The organism is Arthrobacter nitrophenolicus (assembly GCF_045833485.1).
Taxonomy (GTDB): Bacteria; Actinomycetota; Actinomycetes; order Actinomycetales; family Micrococcaceae; genus Arthrobacter; species Arthrobacter nitrophenolicus.
Window position 1 is genome coordinate 37,531 of the sequence record NZ_CP174504.1, and the last position, 19,794, is coordinate 57,324.

At 65.3% G+C, this 19,794-nt stretch carries 19 protein-coding genes; 1 reads left to right on the forward strand and 18 read right to left on the reverse strand.

All coding sequences use genetic code 11. From position 1 onward, the window contains the following. Position 1: 1 nt before the first annotated feature. The 10 genes from atpD to ACJJV6_RS00225 all read right to left on the reverse strand — a co-directional run bounded on the left by atpD (position 2) and on the right by ACJJV6_RS00225 (position 8,873). Positions 2–1,456 (reverse strand): F0F1 ATP synthase subunit beta, encoded by a 1,455-nt coding sequence (gene atpD / locus ACJJV6_RS00180; RefSeq protein WP_407709634.1) that lies wholly within the window; start codon positions 1,454–1,456, stop codon positions 2–4. Positions 1,457–1,534: 78 nt separating this feature from the next. Further along, on the reverse strand, positions 1,535–2,425 hold the full coding sequence (locus tag ACJJV6_RS00185; protein ID WP_009356488.1) for a F0F1 ATP synthase subunit gamma: 891 nt from the start codon (positions 2,423–2,425) through the stop codon (positions 1,535–1,537). A 72-nt stretch (positions 2,426–2,497) separates the two neighbouring features. Beyond that, positions 2,498–4,135 carry a F0F1 ATP synthase subunit alpha gene (atpA, locus tag ACJJV6_RS00190; protein ID WP_407709635.1) on the reverse strand — a complete coding sequence of 546 codons (1,638 nt, stop codon included), beginning with the start codon at positions 4,133–4,135 and terminating at the stop codon, positions 2,498–2,500. Between the two features lie 78 nt (positions 4,136–4,213). Then, positions 4,214–5,041, reverse strand: a complete 828-nt coding sequence (locus tag ACJJV6_RS00195) for a F0F1 ATP synthase subunit delta (RefSeq protein WP_407709636.1) — start codon at positions 5,039–5,041, stop codon at positions 4,214–4,216. After that, complete coding sequence (locus ACJJV6_RS00200) at positions 5,041–5,592, reverse strand: F0F1 ATP synthase subunit B (protein WP_009356485.1); 552 nt, start codon at positions 5,590–5,592, stop codon at positions 5,041–5,043. Before ACJJV6_RS00200 ends, ACJJV6_RS00195 begins: the two co-directional genes overlap by 1 nt. 52 nt (positions 5,593–5,644) lie before the next feature. Continuing rightward, positions 5,645–5,848, reverse strand: a complete 204-nt coding sequence (gene atpE / locus ACJJV6_RS00205; RefSeq protein ID WP_009356484.1) for an ATP synthase F0 subunit C — start codon at positions 5,846–5,848, stop codon at positions 5,645–5,647. 107 nt (positions 5,849–5,955) lie between these two features. After that, positions 5,956–6,756 (reverse strand): F0F1 ATP synthase subunit A, encoded by an 801-nt coding sequence (gene atpB, locus ACJJV6_RS00210; protein WP_035751787.1) that lies wholly within the window; start codon positions 6,754–6,756, stop codon positions 5,956–5,958. Positions 6,757–6,837: 81 nt separating this feature from the next. Further along, entirely contained in the window at positions 6,838–7,176 is a 339-nt protein-coding gene (locus ACJJV6_RS00215; protein WP_009356482.1) for an AtpZ/AtpI family protein, read from the reverse strand. Further along, on the reverse strand, positions 7,169–7,651 hold the full coding sequence (locus tag ACJJV6_RS00220; RefSeq protein ID WP_133346265.1) for a hypothetical protein: 483 nt from the start codon (positions 7,649–7,651) through the stop codon (positions 7,169–7,171). Before ACJJV6_RS00220 ends, ACJJV6_RS00215 begins: the two co-directional genes overlap by 8 nt. Before the next feature lie 109 nt (positions 7,652–7,760). Then, a complete protein-coding gene (locus ACJJV6_RS00225; RefSeq protein WP_009356480.1) occupies positions 7,761–8,873 on the reverse strand; it encodes an MraY family glycosyltransferase in 1,113 nt (370 codons plus the stop codon). A 286-nt stretch (positions 8,874–9,159) separates the two neighbouring features. On the opposite strand from ACJJV6_RS00225, the gene ACJJV6_RS00230 reads away from it, so the two are divergent. Further along, the gene (locus ACJJV6_RS00230) at positions 9,160–10,056 is read left to right on the forward strand and encodes a glycosyltransferase (protein WP_407709637.1); all 897 of its coding nucleotides are present in this window, start codon (positions 9,160–9,162) and stop codon (positions 10,054–10,056) included. A gap of 38 nt (positions 10,057–10,094) precedes the next feature. Here the strand turns inward: ACJJV6_RS00230 and ACJJV6_RS00235 are convergent, their stop codons facing one another. From ACJJV6_RS00235 to ACJJV6_RS00270, 8 genes are all read right to left on the reverse strand, one after another. Continuing rightward, positions 10,095–10,853, reverse strand: a complete 759-nt coding sequence (locus ACJJV6_RS00235) for a WecB/TagA/CpsF family glycosyltransferase (RefSeq protein ID WP_407709638.1) — start codon at positions 10,851–10,853, stop codon at positions 10,095–10,097. After that, complete coding sequence (locus tag ACJJV6_RS00240) at positions 10,850–11,743, reverse strand: L-threonylcarbamoyladenylate synthase (protein ID WP_407709639.1); 894 nt, start codon at positions 11,741–11,743, stop codon at positions 10,850–10,852. Before ACJJV6_RS00240 ends, ACJJV6_RS00235 begins: the two co-directional genes overlap by 4 nt. 12 nt (positions 11,744–11,755) lie before the next feature. Continuing rightward, positions 11,756–12,628, reverse strand: coding sequence for a peptide chain release factor N(5)-glutamine methyltransferase (prmC, locus tag ACJJV6_RS00245; RefSeq protein WP_407709640.1), 873 nt, complete (start codon positions 12,626–12,628; stop codon positions 11,756–11,758). Between the two features lie 12 nt (positions 12,629–12,640). Continuing rightward, on the reverse strand, positions 12,641–13,714 hold the full coding sequence (gene prfA, locus ACJJV6_RS00250; protein WP_009356475.1) for a peptide chain release factor 1: 1,074 nt from the start codon (positions 13,712–13,714) through the stop codon (positions 12,641–12,643). Between the two features lie 254 nt (positions 13,715–13,968). Beyond that, positions 13,969–16,098, reverse strand: coding sequence for a transcription termination factor Rho (gene rho / locus ACJJV6_RS00255; protein WP_407709641.1), 2,130 nt, complete (start codon positions 16,096–16,098; stop codon positions 13,969–13,971). A 294-nt stretch (positions 16,099–16,392) separates the two neighbouring features. Then, positions 16,393–17,367: a homoserine kinase gene (thrB, locus tag ACJJV6_RS00260; RefSeq protein WP_407709642.1), complete on the reverse strand. Its 975-nt coding sequence runs from the start codon at positions 17,365–17,367 to the stop codon at positions 16,393–16,395. A 2-nt stretch (positions 17,368–17,369) separates the two neighbouring features. Next, positions 17,370–18,476 (reverse strand): threonine synthase, encoded by a 1,107-nt coding sequence (thrC, locus tag ACJJV6_RS00265; protein WP_009359560.1) that lies wholly within the window; start codon positions 18,474–18,476, stop codon positions 17,370–17,372. Then, positions 18,477–19,793 (reverse strand): homoserine dehydrogenase, encoded by a 1,317-nt coding sequence (locus ACJJV6_RS00270; protein ID WP_407709643.1) that lies wholly within the window; start codon positions 19,791–19,793, stop codon positions 18,477–18,479. Position 19,794 lies beyond the last annotated feature (1 nt).

Sequence of the window (19,794 nt, forward strand, 5' to 3'; positions counted from 1 at the left end):
ATTACTTGGTCTGTTCCTGGATCTTGGCCCACTGGCGCTCAACGTCATCCAGGCCGCCGACGTTGAAAAACGCCTGCTCTGCGATGTGGTCGAGGTCGCCGTCGCAGATGGCAGCGAAGCCTTCGACGGTGTCCTTGATGGAAACCGTGGAGCCTTCAACGCCGGTGAACTGCTTGGCGGTGTAGGTGTTCTGGGACAGGAACTGCTGGATGCGGCGTGCACGGGACACGACGATCTTGTCCTCTTCCGAAAGTTCGTCAACACCGAGGATGGCGATGATGTCCTGGAGTTCCTTGTTCTTCTGCAGGATCTGCTTCACACGGACAGCCGTGTTGTAGTGGTCCTGGCCGATGTACTGGGGGTCCAGGATTCGGGAGGTGGACGTCAGCGGGTCAACGGCCGGGTACAGACCACGGGAGGCGATTTCACGGGAAAGTTCCGTGGTCGCGTCGAGGTGTGCGAAGGTGGTTGCCGGTGCCGGGTCGGTGTAGTCATCTGCGGGAACGTAGATGGCCTGCATCGAGGTGATGGAGTGGCCCTTGGTGGACGTGATGCGCTCCTGGAGGAGGCCCATTTCGTCAGCCAGGTTCGGCTGGTAGCCCACGGCGGAAGGCATACGGCCGAGAAGGGTCGAAACCTCGGAACCTGCCTGCGTGAAGCGGAAGATGTTGTCGATGAAGAGCAGCACGTCCTGGTTCTGCACATCGCGGAAGTACTCCGCCATGGTCAGCGCGGACAGGGCCACGCGCAGACGCGTTCCCGGCGGCTCGTCCATCTGGCCGAACACAAGGGCGGTGTCCTTGAGGACGCCTGCCTCTTCCATTTCAACCCAGAGGTCGTTGCCTTCACGGGTACGCTCGCCAACACCGGCGAATACCGAGGTACCACCGAAGTTGCGGGCAACACGGGTGATCATTTCCTGGATCAGAACGGTCTTGCCCACGCCGGCGCCGCCGAAAAGGCCGATCTTTCCACCCTTGATGTACGGGGTGAGGAGGTCGATGACCTTGATGCCGGTTTCCAGCATCTCGGTGGAACCTTCGAGGGAAGCGAAGCTCGGTGCCTTGCGGTGGATGGGCCAGCGTTCGCTGATCTGCAGTTCCGACTCGGCAACGTCCAGGGGCTGGCCCAGGACGTTGAAGATGTGGCCCTTGACGCCGTCGCCGACGGGCACGGAGATCGGGGCACCGCTGTCCACCACGGACGTGCCGCGGACAAGTCCGTCGGTTGCCTGCAGGGAGATGGCGCGGACGAGGTTGTCACCCAGGTGCTGGGAGGTCTCGAACGTAATGGTCTTGGTCTCACCGTTGAGAGTAATCTCGGTGGTGAGTGCGTTGTAGATCGACGGGATTGCGTCAGCCGGGAATTCGACGTCGACAACCGGGCCGATGACGCGCGCAATACGGCCGGTGGCACCGGTCGTTGCGGCTACGTTTTCGGTAGCAGTGGCAGTCATCTCTCTCACTTCACTCAGTAGATGGCGTGGGGTTAAGTTTATCTGTGTGGTGCAGGTTCAACGGAACCGCGGCCAGGCCTATGACGCGAGGGCGTCGGCGCCGGCAACAATCTCGGAGAGCTCCTGCGTAATCTCGGCCTGGCGGGCCGTGTTGCGCAGACGCGTGTACTTCTTGATCAGGTCCGTGGCGTTGTCCCCTGCCGACTTCATCGCGCGCTGGCGCGCGGCCAGTTCGGATGCAGCGGCCTGCAGCATGGCTGCGAACAGCCGCGATTCGATGTAGCGCGGCAACAGGGCATCAAGAACCTGCTCGGTTTCCGGCTCGAACTCGTACAGCGGCAGCAGGTCCGACTCGGAGGCGGCTTCCTCTTCCACTACCTCCAGGGGCAGCAGGCGGATGACCGTGGGCTCCTGGGTGACCATCGACTTGAAGCGCGTGTAGACAACGTGGATCTCGTCCACGCCACCGTCTTCGTAGTCCGTGGCGAAGTCGGCCAGCAGTGCCTCCCCGATTTCCCGGGCAGTACTGAACTCGGGCGCGTCGGTTCCTCCGGTCCAGACCCGCGCGTACTCGCGGTTCCGGAAATCGAAGTAGGCCTGCGCCTTGCGGCCCACCAGGTAGGTTTTGACTTCCTTGCCTTCAGCGTGGAGAAGCTCGTTGAGACCTTCCGCCTGCTTGAGGACACTGGCCGAGTAGGAACCTGCCAGGCCACGGTCCGAGGTGATTACCAGGACTGCGGCGCGGCGGATCTGCTCGGGCTCGGTGGTCAGCGGGTGGTCGATTTCGCTTTGGCTTGCGACAGCAGAAACGGCACGCGTGATCGCGTTCGCGTAAGGCAGTGAAGCTGCTACGCGCGCACGGGCTTTACCGATGCGCGAGGTAGCGATCAGTTCCATCGCCTTGAAGATCTTGCGCATCGACGTGGTCGAGCTGATCTTCTGGCGGTAGACCCGAATCTGGGCTCCCATACTTATCCTTTCCTAACATTCCGTAAACCGGGTGTGCCGGACCCTGCGGCCCGGCACACCCGGTGAGCGGAACTAGCGCTTCTGCTTGACGATCTTTTCCTGGTCAACGTCGCCCTCGGAGATGGACTCATACTCCTCGTGGCCGGCACCTACCAGGTGGTTGTCGCCTTCACCGAAGAAGCCCTTCTTGAAGTCGACGATGGCGGACTTCAAAGCGGCTACGGTGTCGTCGTCCAGCACGTTGGTCTGGGCCAGCGTGGTGAGGATCGAGGACTTGCGGCCCAGGTGGTCCAGGAACTCGCGCTCGAAGCGGCTGATGTCCTCAACCGGAACGTCGTCCAGGTAGCCGTTAGTACCGGCCCAGATGGAGACAACCTGGTTCTCAACCGGGAACGGTGAGTACTGGCCCTGCTTCAGCAGTTCCATCAGGCGTGCACCACGGGTCAGCTGCTGGCGGGATGCGGCGTCCAGGTCCGAAGCGAACATGGCGAATGCCTGCATGTCGCGGTACTGGGCCAGATCCAGCTTCAACGTACCGGAGACCTTCTTCATGGACTTGACCTGCGCGGCACCACCAACGCGGGACACCGAGACACCCACGTCAACGGCGGGGCGCTGGTTGGCGTTGAAGAGGTCCGACTGGAGGAAGATCTGGCCGTCGGTGATGGAGATGACGTTGGTCGGGATGTAGGCGGAAACGTCGTTCGCCTTGGTCTCGATCAGCGGCAGGCCCGTCATGGAACCGGCACCCAGTTCGTCGGAGAGCTTTGCGCAACGCTCCAGCAGGCGGGAGTGCAGGTAGAAGACGTCGCCGGGGTAGGCTTCGCGTCCCGGCGGGCGGCGGAGCAGCAGCGACACTGCACGGTAAGCCTCAGCCTGCTTGGACAGGTCATCGAACACGATGAGGACGTGCTTGCCGCCGTACATCCAGTGCTGGCCGATGGCCGAGCCGGCGTACGGTGCCAGGTACTTGAAGCCTGCGGGGTCGGAGGCAGGGGACGCCACGATGGTGGTGTACTCCAGCGCACCGTTGTCCTCGAGGGTCTGGCGGATGGCGGCGATGGTGGACGCCTTCTGGCCGATCGCCACGTAGATGCAGCGGACCTGCTTGCTCACGTCGCCGGAAGCCCAGTTGGCCTTCTGGTTGATGATGGTGTCGATCGCGATCGCGGACTTGCCGGTCTGGCGGTCACCAATGATCAGCTGGCGCTGGCCGCGGCCGATCGGGATCATGGCGTCGATGGCCTTGAGTCCGGTCTGCATCGGTTCGTGCACCGACTTGCGCTGGGTCACGCCGGGAGCCTGCAGCTCCAGTGCGCGGGTGGTCTCGGCCTTGATCTCGCCGAGGTCGTCGATGGGCACGCCCAGCGGGTCAACAACGCGGCCAAGGAAGGCGTCGCCCACGGGCACGGACAGAACCTGTCCAGTGCGGTGGACTTCCTGGCCTTCTTCGATGCCGGTGAAGTCGCCGAGGACGATGACGCCGATTTCGCGGACGTCAAGGTTCTGGGCCAGGCCCAGGGTGCCGTCCTCGAAGCGCAGCAGCTCGTTCGCCATGACCGAGGGGAGGCCCTCAACACGGGCGATGCCGTCACTAGCGGTGGTTACGCGGCCGACCTCTACGCGCTCTGCGTTTCCGGGTTCGTAGGACGCCGCGAACTCGTTCAGCGCATTACGGACGTCGTCGGCGTTGATGGTCAATTCGGCCATCTGCAGTCCCTGCTCTCCTGTTTTGTGATCACCGTGAAGGTGACCGGGGTTTCTATCAGTTTGTTGGTGCTTGTCCGGCTAGCCGGCCAGCTGGCGTTGCAGCTCGCCCAGCCTGGTGATGACCGAAGCGTCGAGCACTTCGTCACCGACCTGGACGCGGATTCCGCCAATGAGTGCTGGATCAACGTTGACGTTGATCTTCAGTTCCCGTCCATACATGGCATTCAGGCCCGCCTGGAGGCGTACCAGCTGCGTCTGTGTCAAGGGACGGGTCACGCTGACCGTTGCAATCCAGCGCTGCTGCCGCTTGGCCGCCAGTTCGGCGAACCGTTCAACGAGCCGGGTGGGCTTGATGCCCCGGGGCTGGGAAACTGCCTGGGTGATGAGGACTTTTGCTTCCTCACCCACCCCGGGCACCAGCTTCGCGGCGAGGGCAGCCTTAGCGGCTGCACTGGCCTGCGGCTCGGACAGAGCACGTTGTACCTCGTGGCTGGAGGCAACAGCCTGGTTGAAGGAGAACAGTTCGTTCTCCAGCTCTTCCAGGCCAGTGATTCCGGAGGCAGAAACGGCCGACTTGTTTTCAGCAACGGAAATGACCACCGTTGCGGCAAGAGTCTCGAGTGCATCGCCGATATCGCGCGCCGATGCCCAGCGTGAACTGGCCAGTCCGGATGCGATCTCTGCAGCATCAGCGGAGACTTTCCCGCCAACCAGCTGCCTGACCAGCGCCGACTTTTCGTCACCGGAACGCGACGGGTCAGTCAGGGCGCGGCGCAAGCCAGCCGAGCTGTCCACCATTTCCAGAATTCCGAAGAGTTCCTTTGCCAGCTGCAGCGACGCGGTGGGAAGCTTGGCTTCCAGCGCGACCAGCGCTGTTGCCAGCGATTCGCTCGATACGCCTGCCATTACTTAGCTGCACCTGCGTTCTGGGTCTCCAGATCTGCCAGGAAACGGTCAACTACCCGTGCTGCGCGCTCATCGTCGTTGAGCGATTCGCCCACGATGCGGCCGGCAAGGGTGGTGGCCAGGGTGCCTACCTCTGAACGCAGGGACACAACGGCCGCCTGGCGCTCGGATTCGATCTGTGCGTGGGCCTGCGCGGTGATGCGGGCAGACTCTGCAGCTGCCTTCTCCTTGAGATCCGCAAGGATCTGGGCACCCTCCGCGCGGGCTTCCTCACGGATGCGGTTGGCTTCGGTGCGGGCGTCGGTCAGCTGCTGCTTGTACTCTTCGAGTGCAGCAGACGCCTCAGCCTGGGCCTTTTCAGCCTTTGCAATGCCGCCTTCAATAGCCTCGGCACGCTCGGCGAAGGTCTTTTCGAACATCGGGACAACGAACTTGACCACGATGAACATGAGGATGGCAAAGCCCACGAGGACAACGCCCATTTCCCAGATGTTGGGCATCAGGGGATTGACTTCGCCCTCAGTGGCGGCTGAGATGATCAGCTGAGCCATTTTTTCACCCGTCCTTTTCTACTCGGTTCTGTAAGTTCGCTTCGTTCCAGGACTAGAGAACGAAGGCGAAGACCAAGCCGAGGATGGCGAGGGCTTCAGTCAGCGCAAGGCCGAGGAATGCGATCGGCTGCAGCACGCGCTGAGCTTCAGGCTGACGGGCAACGCCGTTGATGTAAGCAGCGAATACGAGGCCAACACCGATACCACCGCCGATTGCGGACAGACCGTAACCTACGAGGTTGAGATTGCCTTCCATTTTTCTTCCTTTCAAGATGCCACTTCAGTGGCAGGTTGTTTGGGTTGCTTCATCCCCCGCGAAGGGGAAGTCTGTGTGCCTGCCGGAATTGGATCCGGCGGCAGTGCCTAGTGGCTGTCGGCGTGCAGTGCGCCTTCGATGTAGATCGCGGTCAGCAGCGTAAAGACGTACGCCTGCAGGACCATGATCAGGGCCTCGAGCATGTACATCGCGATGGCACCTGCCAAGACCAGGACCGAGGTTCCCTTGAGGAGGATGTTCTCCTGCATGACCAGGTATTCGATGCCGGAGCCGGCGATCATCACGATGAGGTGGCCTGCGAGCATCGTGGCGAACAGACGGAGGCTGTGCGTGACGGGCCGGACCAGGAAGTTGGAGATGATCTCGATCGGGATGACGATCGGAAGGATGAACCACGGAACACCCGAGGGAACGGTGGCCAGCTTGAAGTAGCGCAGGCCGTTCTTCTTGACGCCGATGGCGATCCAGGTGAAGTAGACGAGTCCGGCCAGCACGTACGCGCCACCAACGTGGGAGAAGGTGGGGAGCTGGATCAGCGGGATGGCGCCGTAGATGTTGTTCACCAGGATGAAGAAGAACAGGCTGAACAGCAGCGGGACGTACTTGATGAAGTCCCTGCCGCCGATGATGTCCTTGGCGATTCCGTTGCGGACGAAGCCGTATGCGGCCTCGCCGGCGAACTGGAGCTTGCCGGGTACCAGCTGCTGCTTGCGTGCGGCCAGCACGAAGAAGGTGGCGATAATGGCGACAGAGAGGAGGACCAGCAGCATCTGCTTGGAGAATCCTTCTGCGGCACCCCACGGCAGGATTGCCGGCAAATGCATTTCGTTAATACCAGGAGGAGCGAACTCTCCTGAATCTTGGGCCGGGAGCGCAAGCGCGATCAACGCGTTTCCTCTCTGCAGTGTCCATCATTGGGCGTTGGGCGGGGACCGGCAGCCTGACGGCCTGCTGTTCCCCCTGTGAAATTATTTGGCATTAGTGTCGCCGTCCGTGGACGGTCCGCTGGCAGCAGGACGCTCACCAGCATTTTTACGAGAACTGGTGAGGCCATGCATGTGGGAAAGGTAAAAACCTCCGACGGCTCCAAGCAGAGCGCCTGCGAGCACAATCCAGCGCGTTCCCCACAGATAATCCAGTCCCCACCCTATCAAACTCCAGACGATGATTCCGCCAATGATGTAGCTGAAGACGGCCATCCCGGCGTTGTATCCGCCGTCGGAGTTGTCGCTGGAGACACCAGGGGCAGAGCGGCCGGATACGGGCTTGCCGGCGGAGGCTTTTCCGGACTTTTTGGGGTCACGCATCGGAGGCTTCCTTGGTTTCTGGATCGTTGTAGATCTGCAGGCGGGCTTTGCTGAAACCATAGAGCTCAGCGGCCTGCCACAAAACGACGGCGGCCACGGCACCTGCAACAAACCAGCGGCCGTGCAGCCATTGCGGGGCTCCCACCACGAACAGGACCGCGGCGAACCCCACCACCTTGATGAAGTAGGTGGCAACGAACACGCCGATGGCCCCGGAGGGATTGCTGCGCCCCACGAAGTGGCCCACCAGGAGGCTTATTCCGAAGAACAGCATCACCAGCAGGCCGCCCAGCAAGGCGGAGACCGCCCCGGCGGAGCCGTCCAGTATTGCGGCAGCCCCGGCGCACAGCACCAGTCCCGCCGCCGCGGCCGCGGAGCTGAGCTTCAGGAGATGCAGCCACAGGGACCGGGTGGGACCGGAAGCACCAACGGGTCCTTTGCCGGACGCAGGTCCGGACTCGGCGTTGGAGGTCATGCGATCCCAATCGTCGGTACCTCAAGGCTGTAAACCACAAGGCGGGGTGGAGGGGCAGCTTTGGCTGCCCCTAAATTCTACATGAGATAGAAATGTTTCCGCACCGGGGTTACGCCGGAGTTTCCTCGTTACGGCGCGCGAGGTAGGGCCATGCCGTGACAAGGCCCATCACCAGGGTGGCGAAGAGGTCCACGGCAAGGACGATCTGCCACGGGAAGATGGCAAAGGCCAGTCCCCCGAACGACAGCACCCCGGTCCAGAGGTACATCAGGACTACGGCAGTGCGGTGCGAGTAGCCGATGTCCATGAGCTTGTGGTGCAGGTGGCCGCGGTCGGCTGACCACGGCGACCGGCCGCGCGCGGTCCTGCGGACCACCGCAAGGCCCAGGTCAAGCAGCGGCAGGAACAGGACGGCAAACGGCAGCAGGATGGGAATAACGGTGGAAATACCGTTGGCCCGGTCATAGAGCCCGCTGGTGATCTGGCCGGTGGAAACAACACCGGCGGAGGCCATGAGCAGCCCGATCAGCATGGCGCCGGAGTCCCCCATGAAGATTTTCGAGGGAAACCAGTTGTGCGGCAGGAAACCCAGGCAGCTGCCCACAAGGACTGCGGTGATGAGGGTGGCGAGGTCCGAGTAATCCAGGAGGACAGCGTTGCGGTGCACCCAGTACGCCGTGAAGAAGAACGCCGTGCCGCCGATGATGGCCACGCCGGCGGCAAGTCCGTCCAGGCCGTCAATGAAGTTGAAGGCGTTCATGGTGGTGACGATCAGGCCCGCAGTGAGCACCACCCGGATGGTTTCGTTTTCCAGGTAGATGGGTTCCGGCACCCAGGGCACGATGGTCATCTGGACGCCCCACACCGCCACGGTCAGGGCGGCGGCACTCTGGCCGATGAGCTTCACCCACCACCGGATGTCCAGCAGGTCGTCCGCCACGCCCACGAGGACAATCACGGCAGCGCCGGCGAGGACGCCCCACGGCGAAAAGTTGTTCCGGTAGATGTCCTTGACGAAGAAAGACTGGCTGGCAACGATCAGCGCCACCATCACGCCCAGGAAGATCGCGACTCCCCCGAGCCTCGTGACGGGTGTTGAATGCATGTCACGGCTGCGGATGGGCAGGTGCAGTTCGAGCCGGTGGCCCACCACGCGGGCACCCCAGGTGGCGGCATAGGACACGACGGCAGCCGTCAGCCCCATGAGCAGGTACATGATCATGGGGTGGTGGCCGTTTCAACTGGAGTGGAAATGCAGCGGAGCAGCGTTGGCGGCTGTACCCCGGCGGGTGGGCTCACTGGCAGGGATTCTGTTCTTCGATAAATGAAACTTCTCCGTCGCCGAGCGCGCAGCAGGCAGTGCGAAATGGCTGGTACGCAGTGCCTTACAGGGCTGTATTACAGTGGACTCTAGTCAAAGATACTAGCGCCACCGGCTTCATGGCTCCGCGCCACACGGCGCATTACGAGCGGGGAACTCCCTGACAGCCATGCTGAAAGGACCCTTCATGACCCCCCGCATTGCAGTTGCCGCCGTCACCTTCAACCGCCCGCGGGAACTGGCTGTGCTGCTGGATTCGATCAACGCGCAAACGGCTGCGGTGGACACCATCTGCCTGGTGGACAGCGGAACGGAGCCGTCGCGGGAGGTTGCCAGCCGGCATGACAATGTCGACTACGTCAGGTCGGAGGCCAACCTGGGCGGAGCAGGCGGCTTCGCGCTGGCCGCGCTCAAAGCGGTGGCCAGCGGTGCCAGGTGGATCTGGATGATGGATGACGACGCCGAACCAACAGATCCCGAATGCCTCGCCACCCTGCTGCGGGAGGCGGAGGCGCGCGACCTTGAGGCGGTGGTCCCACTGGTGACGGCCCCTGGCCATCCCGACCGGCTGTCCTTCTTCTTCCGCCTGGACGGAAAAGTCACCCACAGCAGGGCCGAGGTTGAGAAGCTGGGGTTCCTGCCCAACGACGGGCACTTCTTCAACGGCGCGCTGATCCGTTCCGACGTCTTCTTCAAGGTGGGCCTGCCCGACATGCGCCTGTTCATCCGCGGCGACGAAGTGGACTTCACCATCCGGCTCCGGAAAGCCGGCATCCGCTTCGGGACGGTGACCACCACGGCCATTACGCATCCGCATGCCTTTTCCGAGACCCAGCACGTCTACGGCGCCCGCTGGCACGTCATCGTTCCCGAGAATGCGTTCAAGCGGTACTACTACTACCGCAACCGCGGGTACCTGATCCGGCGCTACTTCCGTGTCCGTTCGCTGGTGGCCGATGTGGGCGGTTACGCGGGCTATTTCCTGCAGCGGCGGGACCTGGCAGGATTCCTGGGCTGGGCCTCGTCGTTCAGCAAGGGCCTGCGGGGCAAGGGCTTTGCTCCGCTGGAGGACCAGAAGTTCTAGGCCACGGCCTGCAGTTCCTGCGGCCGGACCCAGCGGCCTTACCTCCTGCGCAACCGCCGGCCGGCCAGCAGCCACAGCAGCACCCACGGCTCACCAAAGACCCGGTAGGCGACACGACGGGGATGCAGGAGCAGGCGCCAGGCCCATTCGAGGCCAAGGCGGCCAAGCCAGCGGGGAGCCAGCTTCTGGACACCCGCCAGCTGCTCTATGGCACCGCCCACGGCACAGTAGACGGCGGGAGGCAGCGCTTCCAGCCGGCGCTGGAGGACTTCTTCCTGCAGCGGCATGCCAAGCCCCAGCAGGACAAGCTGCGGCCGCTGGCGGTGCAGCCACTGAACGGCCGCATCCTCCAGGCCGGGGTTCCAGTTCTCCCCCGGGAACCCGGACACGTTGGCGCCGGGAACAATGGCCTTCAGCCTGGCTACCGCACCCGCATTCGCCTCGGCACCGGCTCCCACGACGGCGATGCGTTCCAGTCCTTGCACCTGGTCCAGGGCGGGTAGCCAGTCCGTTGATCCCAGGCGGTAGTCCATGACCGGGCCCTCGGCGTTGCCGGTCCTCCCCCACAGCCACAGCACCGGCGCACCGTCAAGGAGCACCACGTCGCTGCGCTCGTACAGGGTGCGGAAGCCGTCGTCGGACAGCGCCAGGGTGACGCTATGCAGGTTGTGGCCAAGGACCGTCCGGGTGGATCCGTCCCGGACGTAGCGGCTGAGCGCCTCCACCAGCTCGGGAACCCGCAGCGGGGTTGCATCGACCTCCAGGAACGGGATCTGCTGGCGTTCCAGGGTCGTCAAGGCCGCTGGCCTTGGTCCGGAGCAGCCTCGTCCCGGGCCGGGGAACCGCCTGGTGCCGGAGCGACGGCGGACGAGCCTGCCGCGGCGGACACATCCCCAACGCGTTCTTCCGCCACGGGCACCGCCCCAGCGGGCTCCTCAGCGGCCGGCACCGCATCAGCGGACGCGTCAGCACCGGGCGCGTCAGCACCGGGCGCCTCAGCAGCCGGCTCCTCCTCCGCCATGGGAATCTCGCCGAGTCCAAGAACGCCCGGCACGTGTTCGCGGAGCTGGTCCAGGCTGATGGCGCCATTGCGGACTACCCGGAGCCGCGGTCCGGTGGCATCCACGATGGTCGAGGCCACCGCCGCTTCGCCCTCGGCGGGACGGAAGCCGCCTTCCAGGTAGACCTCCACGGAGTCGGCCAGCTGCTCGCGGGCGGCCGCGGCGGTCTGTGCCGGCGCGTGCCCGGTGCGGTTGGCGGAGGAAACGGCAAGCGGCCCGGTGAGGGTCAGGAGCTCCTGGGCGATGTCGTCCGCGGGCATCCGCAGTGCAACAGTTCCCTTGGTTTCGCCGAGGTCCCAGTCCAGGGACGGCTGCGCGTGCAGGATCAGGGTCAGGCCGCCGGGCCAGAACGCCTCGGCGAGCTTCCGGGCATCAGCGGAAACATCGGTGGCCAGGCCGTCCAGGGCATTGATGCGCGGAATCAGGACGGGCGGCGGCATGGTGCGGCTGCGTCCCTTGGACACCAGGAGCATGGTGACGGCCTGCGGCGAGAAGGCGTCGGCGGCAATGCCGTACACAGTGTCGGTGGGAAACACCACGCACCTTTTTTCGCTGATGGCGCGCTGGGCATGCTCCAGCCCCTGGGCGCGCTGGTCGTCAACGGTGCAGTCATAGGTTTTGGTCACTGGCCTATTCTTTCATTCCGGATGGTGCTGGTCCGCGAGCACGGCGCTGGTGGCGCGCTCCTTGTGGTTCAGGTCCATGTGCGTGGTGATGTTGCGCCACATCCCCGCGCGGCCCATCATCGCGGCTATCCAGCCGGCCTGGACCTCTGCGTGCTCCATGACAAAGAAGCCGCCGGGCCGCAGCAGCCGGGCAGCCGAAGCCGCTGCCGCCGTCGGAAGTTCCATGCCGTCCGCTCCCCCGCCGTACAGTGCTTCCGGAGGGTCGTGCAGCGCAACCTCGGGTTCGTTGGGAATGGCTTCTGCGGGGATGTAGGGCGGGTTTGAAACCACGACGTCGAAGGTTCCGTAAAGCTCCGGCAGTGCGGTCCGCAGGTCCCCCAGCACCAGGTGGACGCCCAGGGGCGCGAGGTTCTTGGCCGCCCAGGCATGCGCCAGGGGGCTGTATTCGACGGCGTGGACCTCCGCGCCGGGCACCTCATGGGCGATGGAACCGGCGATGGCCCCGGATCCGGTGCCGAGGTCCACGATGCGGGGCGAGGGCATCCCCTTGACGTGGTCGATAACGAGCTGGGCCACGGACTCCGTCTCCGGCCGCGGAATGAACACCCCGGGACCCACGGCCAGTTCGAGGTAGCGGAAATGCGCCACCCCGGTGATGTGCTGCAGGGGGACCCGGCCGGCCCGCTCCGCCACCAGCTCCGCGTAGCCCTCGGGAGCGGGCGCATCACCCAGCATCATGGCTCGCAGCCGGCCAAGACCCACCTTCAGGAGGTGGTCGGCCAGCAGTTCGGCGTCGACGCGCGGGCTGGGGACACCGGCGTCGCGAAGGATGGCAGTGGCCTCGCTGACTGCTGCAGCAAGGGACTGGCCCGGCCCGTTGGTCATACCCGGCAGGAATTAATCGTTCAGGGCGTCCAGGCGCGCCTGCTCGTCCATCTCGATGGCGGACTGGATGACGGGCTCCAGGTCGCCGTTCATGACCTGGTCCAGGTTGTAGGCCTTGTAGCCTGTCCGGTGGTCCGCGATGCGGTTCTCCGGATAGTTGTAGGTGCGGATGCGCTCAGAACGGTCCATGGTGCGGATCTGCGACTTGCGCTGTTCGGAGTTGGCGGCGTCGATCTGCTCCTGCTGGTGGGCCAGGATGCGGGCGCGGAGGACACGCATGCCCGCTTCGCGGTTCTGCAGCTGCGACTTCTCGTTCTGCATAGCCACGACGATGCCCGTGGGCAGGTGGGTGATGCGGACGGCGGAGTCCGTGGTGTTCACGGACTGGCCGCCGGGGCCGGACGAGCGGTACACGTCGATTTTGAGGTCGTTCTGGTTGATCTCGAGCTCTTCGGGCTCATCGACTTCCGGCAGGACCAGGACGCCGGCCGCGGACGTGTGGATACGGCCCTGGGATTCCGTGACGGGAACACGCTGCACCCGGTGCACGCCGCCTTCGAACTTGAGCCGGGCATACACACCCTCGGCGGGGTCGTTCGAGTTGCCCTTGACGGCCACCTGGACGTCCTTGTAGCCGCCGAGGTCCGACTCGGTGGCGGAGATGATTTCGGTCTTCCAGCCGCGGGACTCGGCGTACCGGGTGTACATGCGCAGGAGGTCGCCGGCGAACAGCGCGGCCTCATCGCCGCCTTCACCGCCCTTGACCTCGAGGATCACGTTGCGGGCGTCGTCGGGATCGCGCGGGATAAGCAGGCGGCGGAGTTTCGCAGCAGCAGCCTCCAGCGAAGCCTCAAGCTCGGGCACCTCGGCAGCGAACTCGGGGTCCTCGGAAGCCATCTCCTTGGCGGCAGCAAGATCGTCGCGGAGCGCCTCCCACCGGTGGTAGGCCTCAACAATGCCATTCAGCTGAGCCGACCGCCGCCCCAGCTTCCGGGCAAGCCGCTGGTCAGCATAAACAGCAGGATCCCCCAGCTGCGCCTGGATGGAATCATGCTCATCAAGCAGGCCCTGTACGGACTCAAACATTTTTCAAAACCTCTTTCGACTTGTACAAGTCTAGTAACCCGAGGGCGAAGGTAGACAAACGGGGATGGCGATCGGAGCGAAGTGCCGTTCGGAGGTGACCGCCCCGTACAGGTGACGGACAGACGAAACGAGCCGCTGATTCTGCTGCCCCGGGAGTGGCATCGGGCCTGCCGAAGCCGGGTGGCTTGGGATCGTAGATCGCAAGCCACCCGGCGTAGGGGCGGGGGCAGCAGAATCAGCGGCTCAAACGGGCGTTACTTGTCGTTATCCGACTTCGCGCCAAGCGTCGTCTTCTGGACCTGCATGAGGAACTCGACGTTGCTCTGGGTTTCGCGGATCTTGTTGGTGAGCAGTTCAAGGCTCTGCTGGGTCTCGAGTCCGGAGAGGACGCGGCGCAGCTTCCACATGATCTTGACTTCTTCCGGCGAGAGCAGGTTCTCCTCGCGGCGGGTACCGGACGCGTTGACGTCCACGGCGGGGAAGATACGCTTGTCGGCCAGCTGGCGGGACAGGCGGAGCTCCATGTTGCCGGTGCCCTTGAACTCTTCGAAGATGACCTCGTCCATCTTGGATCCGGTCTCCACGAGGGCGGTGGCCAGGATGGTGAGCGAACCGCCGTTTTCGATGTTGCGGGCGGCACCGAAGAAGCGCTTGGGCGGGTACAGGGCTGCAGAGTCCACACCACCGGACAGGATACGGCCGGAGGCCGGCGCTGCCAGGTTGTAGGCACGGCCCAGGCGGGTCATGGAGTCCAACAGGACCACCACGTCCATGCCCATTTCCACCAGGCGCTTGGCGCGTTCGATGGAGAGTTCGGCCACGGTGGTGTGGTCATCGGCGGGGCGGTCGAAGGTGGAGGCAATGACCTCGCCCTTGACGGTGCGCTGCATGTCCGTGACTTCTTCGGGGCGTTCGTCAACCAGCACCATCATGAGGTGGACCTCAGGGTTGTTGGTGGTGATGGCGTTCGCGATGGACTGCAGGATGAGCGTCTTTCCGGCCTTGGGCGGGGAGACGATCAGGCCACGCTGGCCCTTGCCGATGGGTGCCACGAGGTCGATGACGCGGGGGCCGATCTTCTTGGGATCGGTCTCGAGGCGCAGCCGCTCGGACGGGTACAGCGGAACCAGCTTCGCGAATTCGACGCGGTCCTTGAGTTCTTCGGCGGTCTTGCCGTTCACGGAGGTGACGCGGACCAGGGCGTTGAACTTCTGGCGGTTGGACTGCTGGCTGCGGTCCTCGCCGTCGCGGGGTGCGCGGATGGCGCCGACGACGGCGTCGCCCTTGCGCAGGTTGTACTTCTTGACCTGGGCCAGTGAGACGTAGACGTCGTTCGGGCCGGGCAGGTAGCCGGAGGTACGGATAAACGCGTAGTTTTCCAGGACGTCCAGGATGCCGGCGACGGGCAGCAGGACGTCGTCCTCGGTGATCTCGACGTCGTCGACGTCGGGTCCCTGGGCGCGTCCGCGGCGGCGGTCGTTGCGGTCGCGGAAGCGCTCGTTGCGGGAGCTGTCGCGGTCCTGGCCGCCGGAGCGGTCATTGCGGTCGTTCCGGTCGCGGCGGTTGCGGCGGTTCCTGCGGCTGCCGCCGTCGGTATCGTCGTTGTCGTCGCGGCGGTTGTCGCGGGTGCCTTCGCGCTGGCCGGCCTCGCGGCTGCCTGCGTTGTCGCGGCCGCCGTCGGAATCGCGACCTGCGGTGTCCCGCCCGCCGCGGGTGCGGCCTTCGCGGCGGTCGGTGCGCTGGCCAGCTTCGGCGGTGTCTGCGGCGGGCGCTTCGGCACGCTCAGCGGAGCGCTGGTCCGCGGGAGCCTGTTCCGGTGCGGCCTGCTCGGCCGGAGCCTCGGCCGGGGCTTCCTGCACGGCAGCGGCTGCTTCGCCGCGGCGGCGGTTGCGGGTGCGCGGCTGGCGGCGCTCGGGCGCGGCTTCCGCTTCGGCGGCTTCCGGGGCGGCGGGGGCCTCCACCGGAGCGGGCGCTGCCGGTGCCTCAGCAGCGGTTTCGGTTGCTGCCGGGGCAACCACGCCGTCGCTGACAGCCCGGCGGCTGCGGCCGCGGCCGCGGGTCCGCGGGGCTTCAGCGGCAGGGGCCTCCGCAGCTTCCGGTGCGGCAGCAGGCGCGGCAGCAACAGGAGCAGCCGTGGCCGTGGCCTTTTCAGCAGCCTTGGCCGGCGCCTTGGTGGTGGGGGTGCCGGCGCGATGGGCGGAAATCGCCGTCACCAGGTCCCCCTTGCGCATGCGGGAACCGCCGGAGATACCAAGCTGGCTGGCGAGGGCCTGCAGCTGGGCGAGCTTCAGGCCGGCAAGGCCGCTGCTCTTGGCGGGTGCTGCCGGCGATTCGGCTGCTGAAGATAGTTCCACAGCTGGTGACAGCTCAGTGGTTTCGGTCACGAAGGATCCTTCCCCCTCGACGGCGTCCAGACTGGGAGCTGGACGCGATGATTTGATCTGGGCTGCAGTTCAGATCTGCAGCCGGGATTTCGGCCTTGCCGGTTGGATTTCGGCCAGCAGGGCCGGATACTGATTCACCTTGCGCTCCGCCCATGGCGGAACGCCGGGCTGACGCTTTCAGGGGCAGTTGGATGCTGCAGGTTCCTGCGTCAGACCAAGCAGGTGGCACCGGAATGCATTCGCAGTAGGAGATCAAATAGCAACTGAATGCAGGAGCAGATCAGATAGGCGGAATTACCGCCGGTGCATGTCCACCTTAGCACCTTCAACGTCCACTGCCAGCTTCAGAACGCGCCAGCCTACATCCGGCGTGTTGGCCGCAGTGAAGCTCTCGATGAAAGCGAGGGCTTGGGCGGCTTCATCTTCACCGTTTGCCAGAACCAGGACGGTGGGCCCCGCACCGGAAACCACCGCTGCATGGCCGGCGGCGCGAAGTGCTGCGATCAGCGCTGCGCTTGGCCGCATGGCTTCCGCCCGGTAGCTCTGGTGCAGGTAGTCCTCGGTGCCTGCCAGCAGGAATTCCGGCTTTTGCGTGAGGGCATGGATCAGCAGTGCCGCCCGGCCGGAGTTCATGGCTGCGGCGTGGTGTCCCACGCTGGCCGGGAGCAAGGCGCGGGCGGCCTCGGTGGACAGTTCGAAGTCCGGAACCGCCACGATGGGGATCACCGATCCGGCCACGGTGGCGTTGGTGCTGCTGTACTGGTCACTGTCCTGCCACGACAGCGCCAGCCCGCCGAATATCGCGGGGGCGACGTTGTCCGGGTGGCCTTCCAGCTCGCTGGTGAGCTGAAGGATCCAGTCCTGTCCGCGCTGGCTGCCGGCCGGAACCATGGCGTTGGCCGCGGAGACGGCAGCCACCACAGCGGAGGCGGACGAGCCGAGGCCGCGCCCGTGCGGGTTGACGTTCTCCGCCGTCACCTTGAGGCCGCCGTGGCGGAAGCCCAGCCGTTCGAAGGCAGCGTCCATGGCGCGGATCACCAGGTGGCTGGCATCGCGCGGCAGGGTGTCGGCGCCTTCGCCGCGAAGGTCGAACACGAGTTCGTCCGTGTCGAGGCTTTCCACGGTCAGCGTGTCGTGCAGCGCCAGCGCGAGGCCCAGGCTGTCGTAGCCGGGACCGAGGTTCGCCGAAGTGGCGGGGACCCTGACGGTGACGCGCTGGCCGGCCTCGATGAGTTGCAGTCCGACGGCGGCCTGCGAGGTGGTGTCCAAGGTTATTTTTCTTCCAGTCCCAGTTCAGCAGCAACGGTCACGACGTCGTTGGGTACCTTGACCGGCTGCACGTCGCTGCCGTCTTCGGTGCGCAGGGCCCACTGCGGGTCCTTGAGGCCGTGCCCGGTGACGGTGATGACGATGGTCTTTCCTGCGGGAACCTCGCCGGCGGCGTGCTTCTTGAGCAGGCCTGCGACGCCGGCAGCGGAGCCGGGCTCCACGAACACGCCCTCGCGGGAGGACAGCCAGCGGTGGGCGTTCAGGATTTCCTCGTCGGTGACAGCGCCGATGAGCCCGCCGGACTCGTCACGGGCGCCGATGGCGCCGTCCCAGGAGGCGGGGTTGCCGATCCGGATGGCGGTGGCAATGGTGTCCGGCTCGGTGATGGGGTGGCCGGCAACGAACGGCGCGGCACCGGCGGCCTGGAAGCCCCACATGGCAGGGGTTTTGGTGGCGACGGCGGGAAGCGTACCGGCGGTCTTCGACTCGAACGGAGCCGAGTACTCCTTGTAGCCCTTCCAGTAGGCGGTGATGTTGCCGGCGTTGCCCACGGGAAGCACGTGGATGTCCGGGGCGTCGCCGAGCGCGTCGACGATTTCGAAGGCGCCGGTCTTCTGGCCCTGGATGCGGGCGGGGTTGACGGAGTTCACCAGGAACACCGGGTAGGACTCCCCCAGTTTGCGGGCGATATCGAGGCAGTTGTCGAAGTTGCCGTCCACCTGGAGCAGCGTGGCACCGTGGGCGATGGCCTGGCTGAGCTTGCCCATGGAGATCTTGCCTTCGGGCACCAGCACGGCGCACTTCAGGCCCGCTGCGGTGGCGTATGCGGCAGCGGAGGCAGAGGTGTTGCCCGTCGAGGCGCAGACAACAGCCTGGGCACCGGCTTCGACGGCGGCCGTCATGGCCATGGTCATCCCGCGGTCCTTGAAGGAGCCGGTGGGGTTCATGCCCTCCACCTTGAGGTAGACCTCGGAACCGGTGAGTTCGGACAGCTTCTGCGCGTGCACCAGCGGGGTGCCGCCCTCGCCGAGGGTGATGACCCTGGTGGACTCCGTCACGGGCAAACGGTCAGCGTATTCGCGGATTACGCCGCGCCATTGGTGAGCCACTTAGACTCCTTCTACCCGCAGAACGGATGTAACTGAATTGATCACGTCAAGGCCCTTCACGGCCTCGACGGTGGCCGCGAGGGCGGCCTCTGACGCGCGGTGGGTGACGATCCGCAGTTCGGCGGACTCCACGTTGGACTCAGCGTCGCGGTGGATGGTCTGCCGCATGATTTCGATGGAGACGCCGTTTTCGGCAAAGATCTGGGCGATCTTGGCCAGGACGCCGGGCTGGTCGGCAACATCAAGGCCGATGTAGTAGCTGGTCACGGCGGCGTCGATGGGCAGGGCCGGAACATGGCCGGTGGTGGTCTCGGTACGCTGCGGTCCGCCGAGGACCAGGCGGCGCGCCGCGGAGACGAGGTCGCCCAGCACGGCGGACGCGGTGGGGGTGCCGCCTGCGCCCTGGCCGTAGAACATCAGCTCGCCCGCGTTCTCGGCCTCGATGAAGACGGCGTTGAAGGCGCCGCGGACGGCGGCCAGCGGGTGTTCGCGGGGCAGGAGCGTGGGGTGGACCCGGACGGAGATGCCCTCGCCGCCGTCGGCATCCGTGAGCTTCTCGGCAATGGCCAGGAGCTTGATGACGAAGCCGGCGTCCTTGGCCGCGGCGATGTCCGCGGCGCTGACCTTGGTGATGCCTTCGCAGTGGACGTTTTCCAGGGCGAACCGGGTGTGGAAGGACAGCGTGGCCAGGATGGCGGCCTTGGCCGCGGCGTCGTGGCCTTCGACGTCGGCGGTGGGGTCCGCTTCGGCGTAGCCGAGGCGCTGGGCTTCGGCGAGGGCGTCGGCGAACTGGGCGCCCGTGGAGTCCATCTGGTCAAGGATGAAGTTGGTGGTGCCGTTCACGATGCCCAGCACGCGGGTGATCCGGTCGCCGGAGAGGCTGTCGCGGATGGGCCGCAGGATGGGGATGGCTCCGGCGACGGCGGCCTCGTAGGACAGCTGCACGCCGGCCTTGTCCGCTTCCTCGTACAGGGTGGGGCCGTCCTGGGCCAGCAGTGCCTTGTTGCCGGTGACCACGCAGGCGCCGTTGCTCAGCGCGGAGAGGATCAGCGTGCGGGCAGGCTCAATCCCGCCCATCAGCTCGATCACGAGGTCGGCGTCCTTGACCAGGGTTTCGGCATCCGTGGTGAACAGTTCCTGCGGCAGCTCGACGTCGCGCTTGGTGCCCAGGTTGCGCACGGCAATGCCGCTGAGCTCAAGGCGCGCTCCGGTGCGGGCAGCAAGGGCGTCGGCGTCCTCAATCAGGATCCGCGCAACCTGGGCCCCAACGTTGCCACAGCCCAGCAGGGCCACTTTCAGGGCTCGCATTTCCGTCACT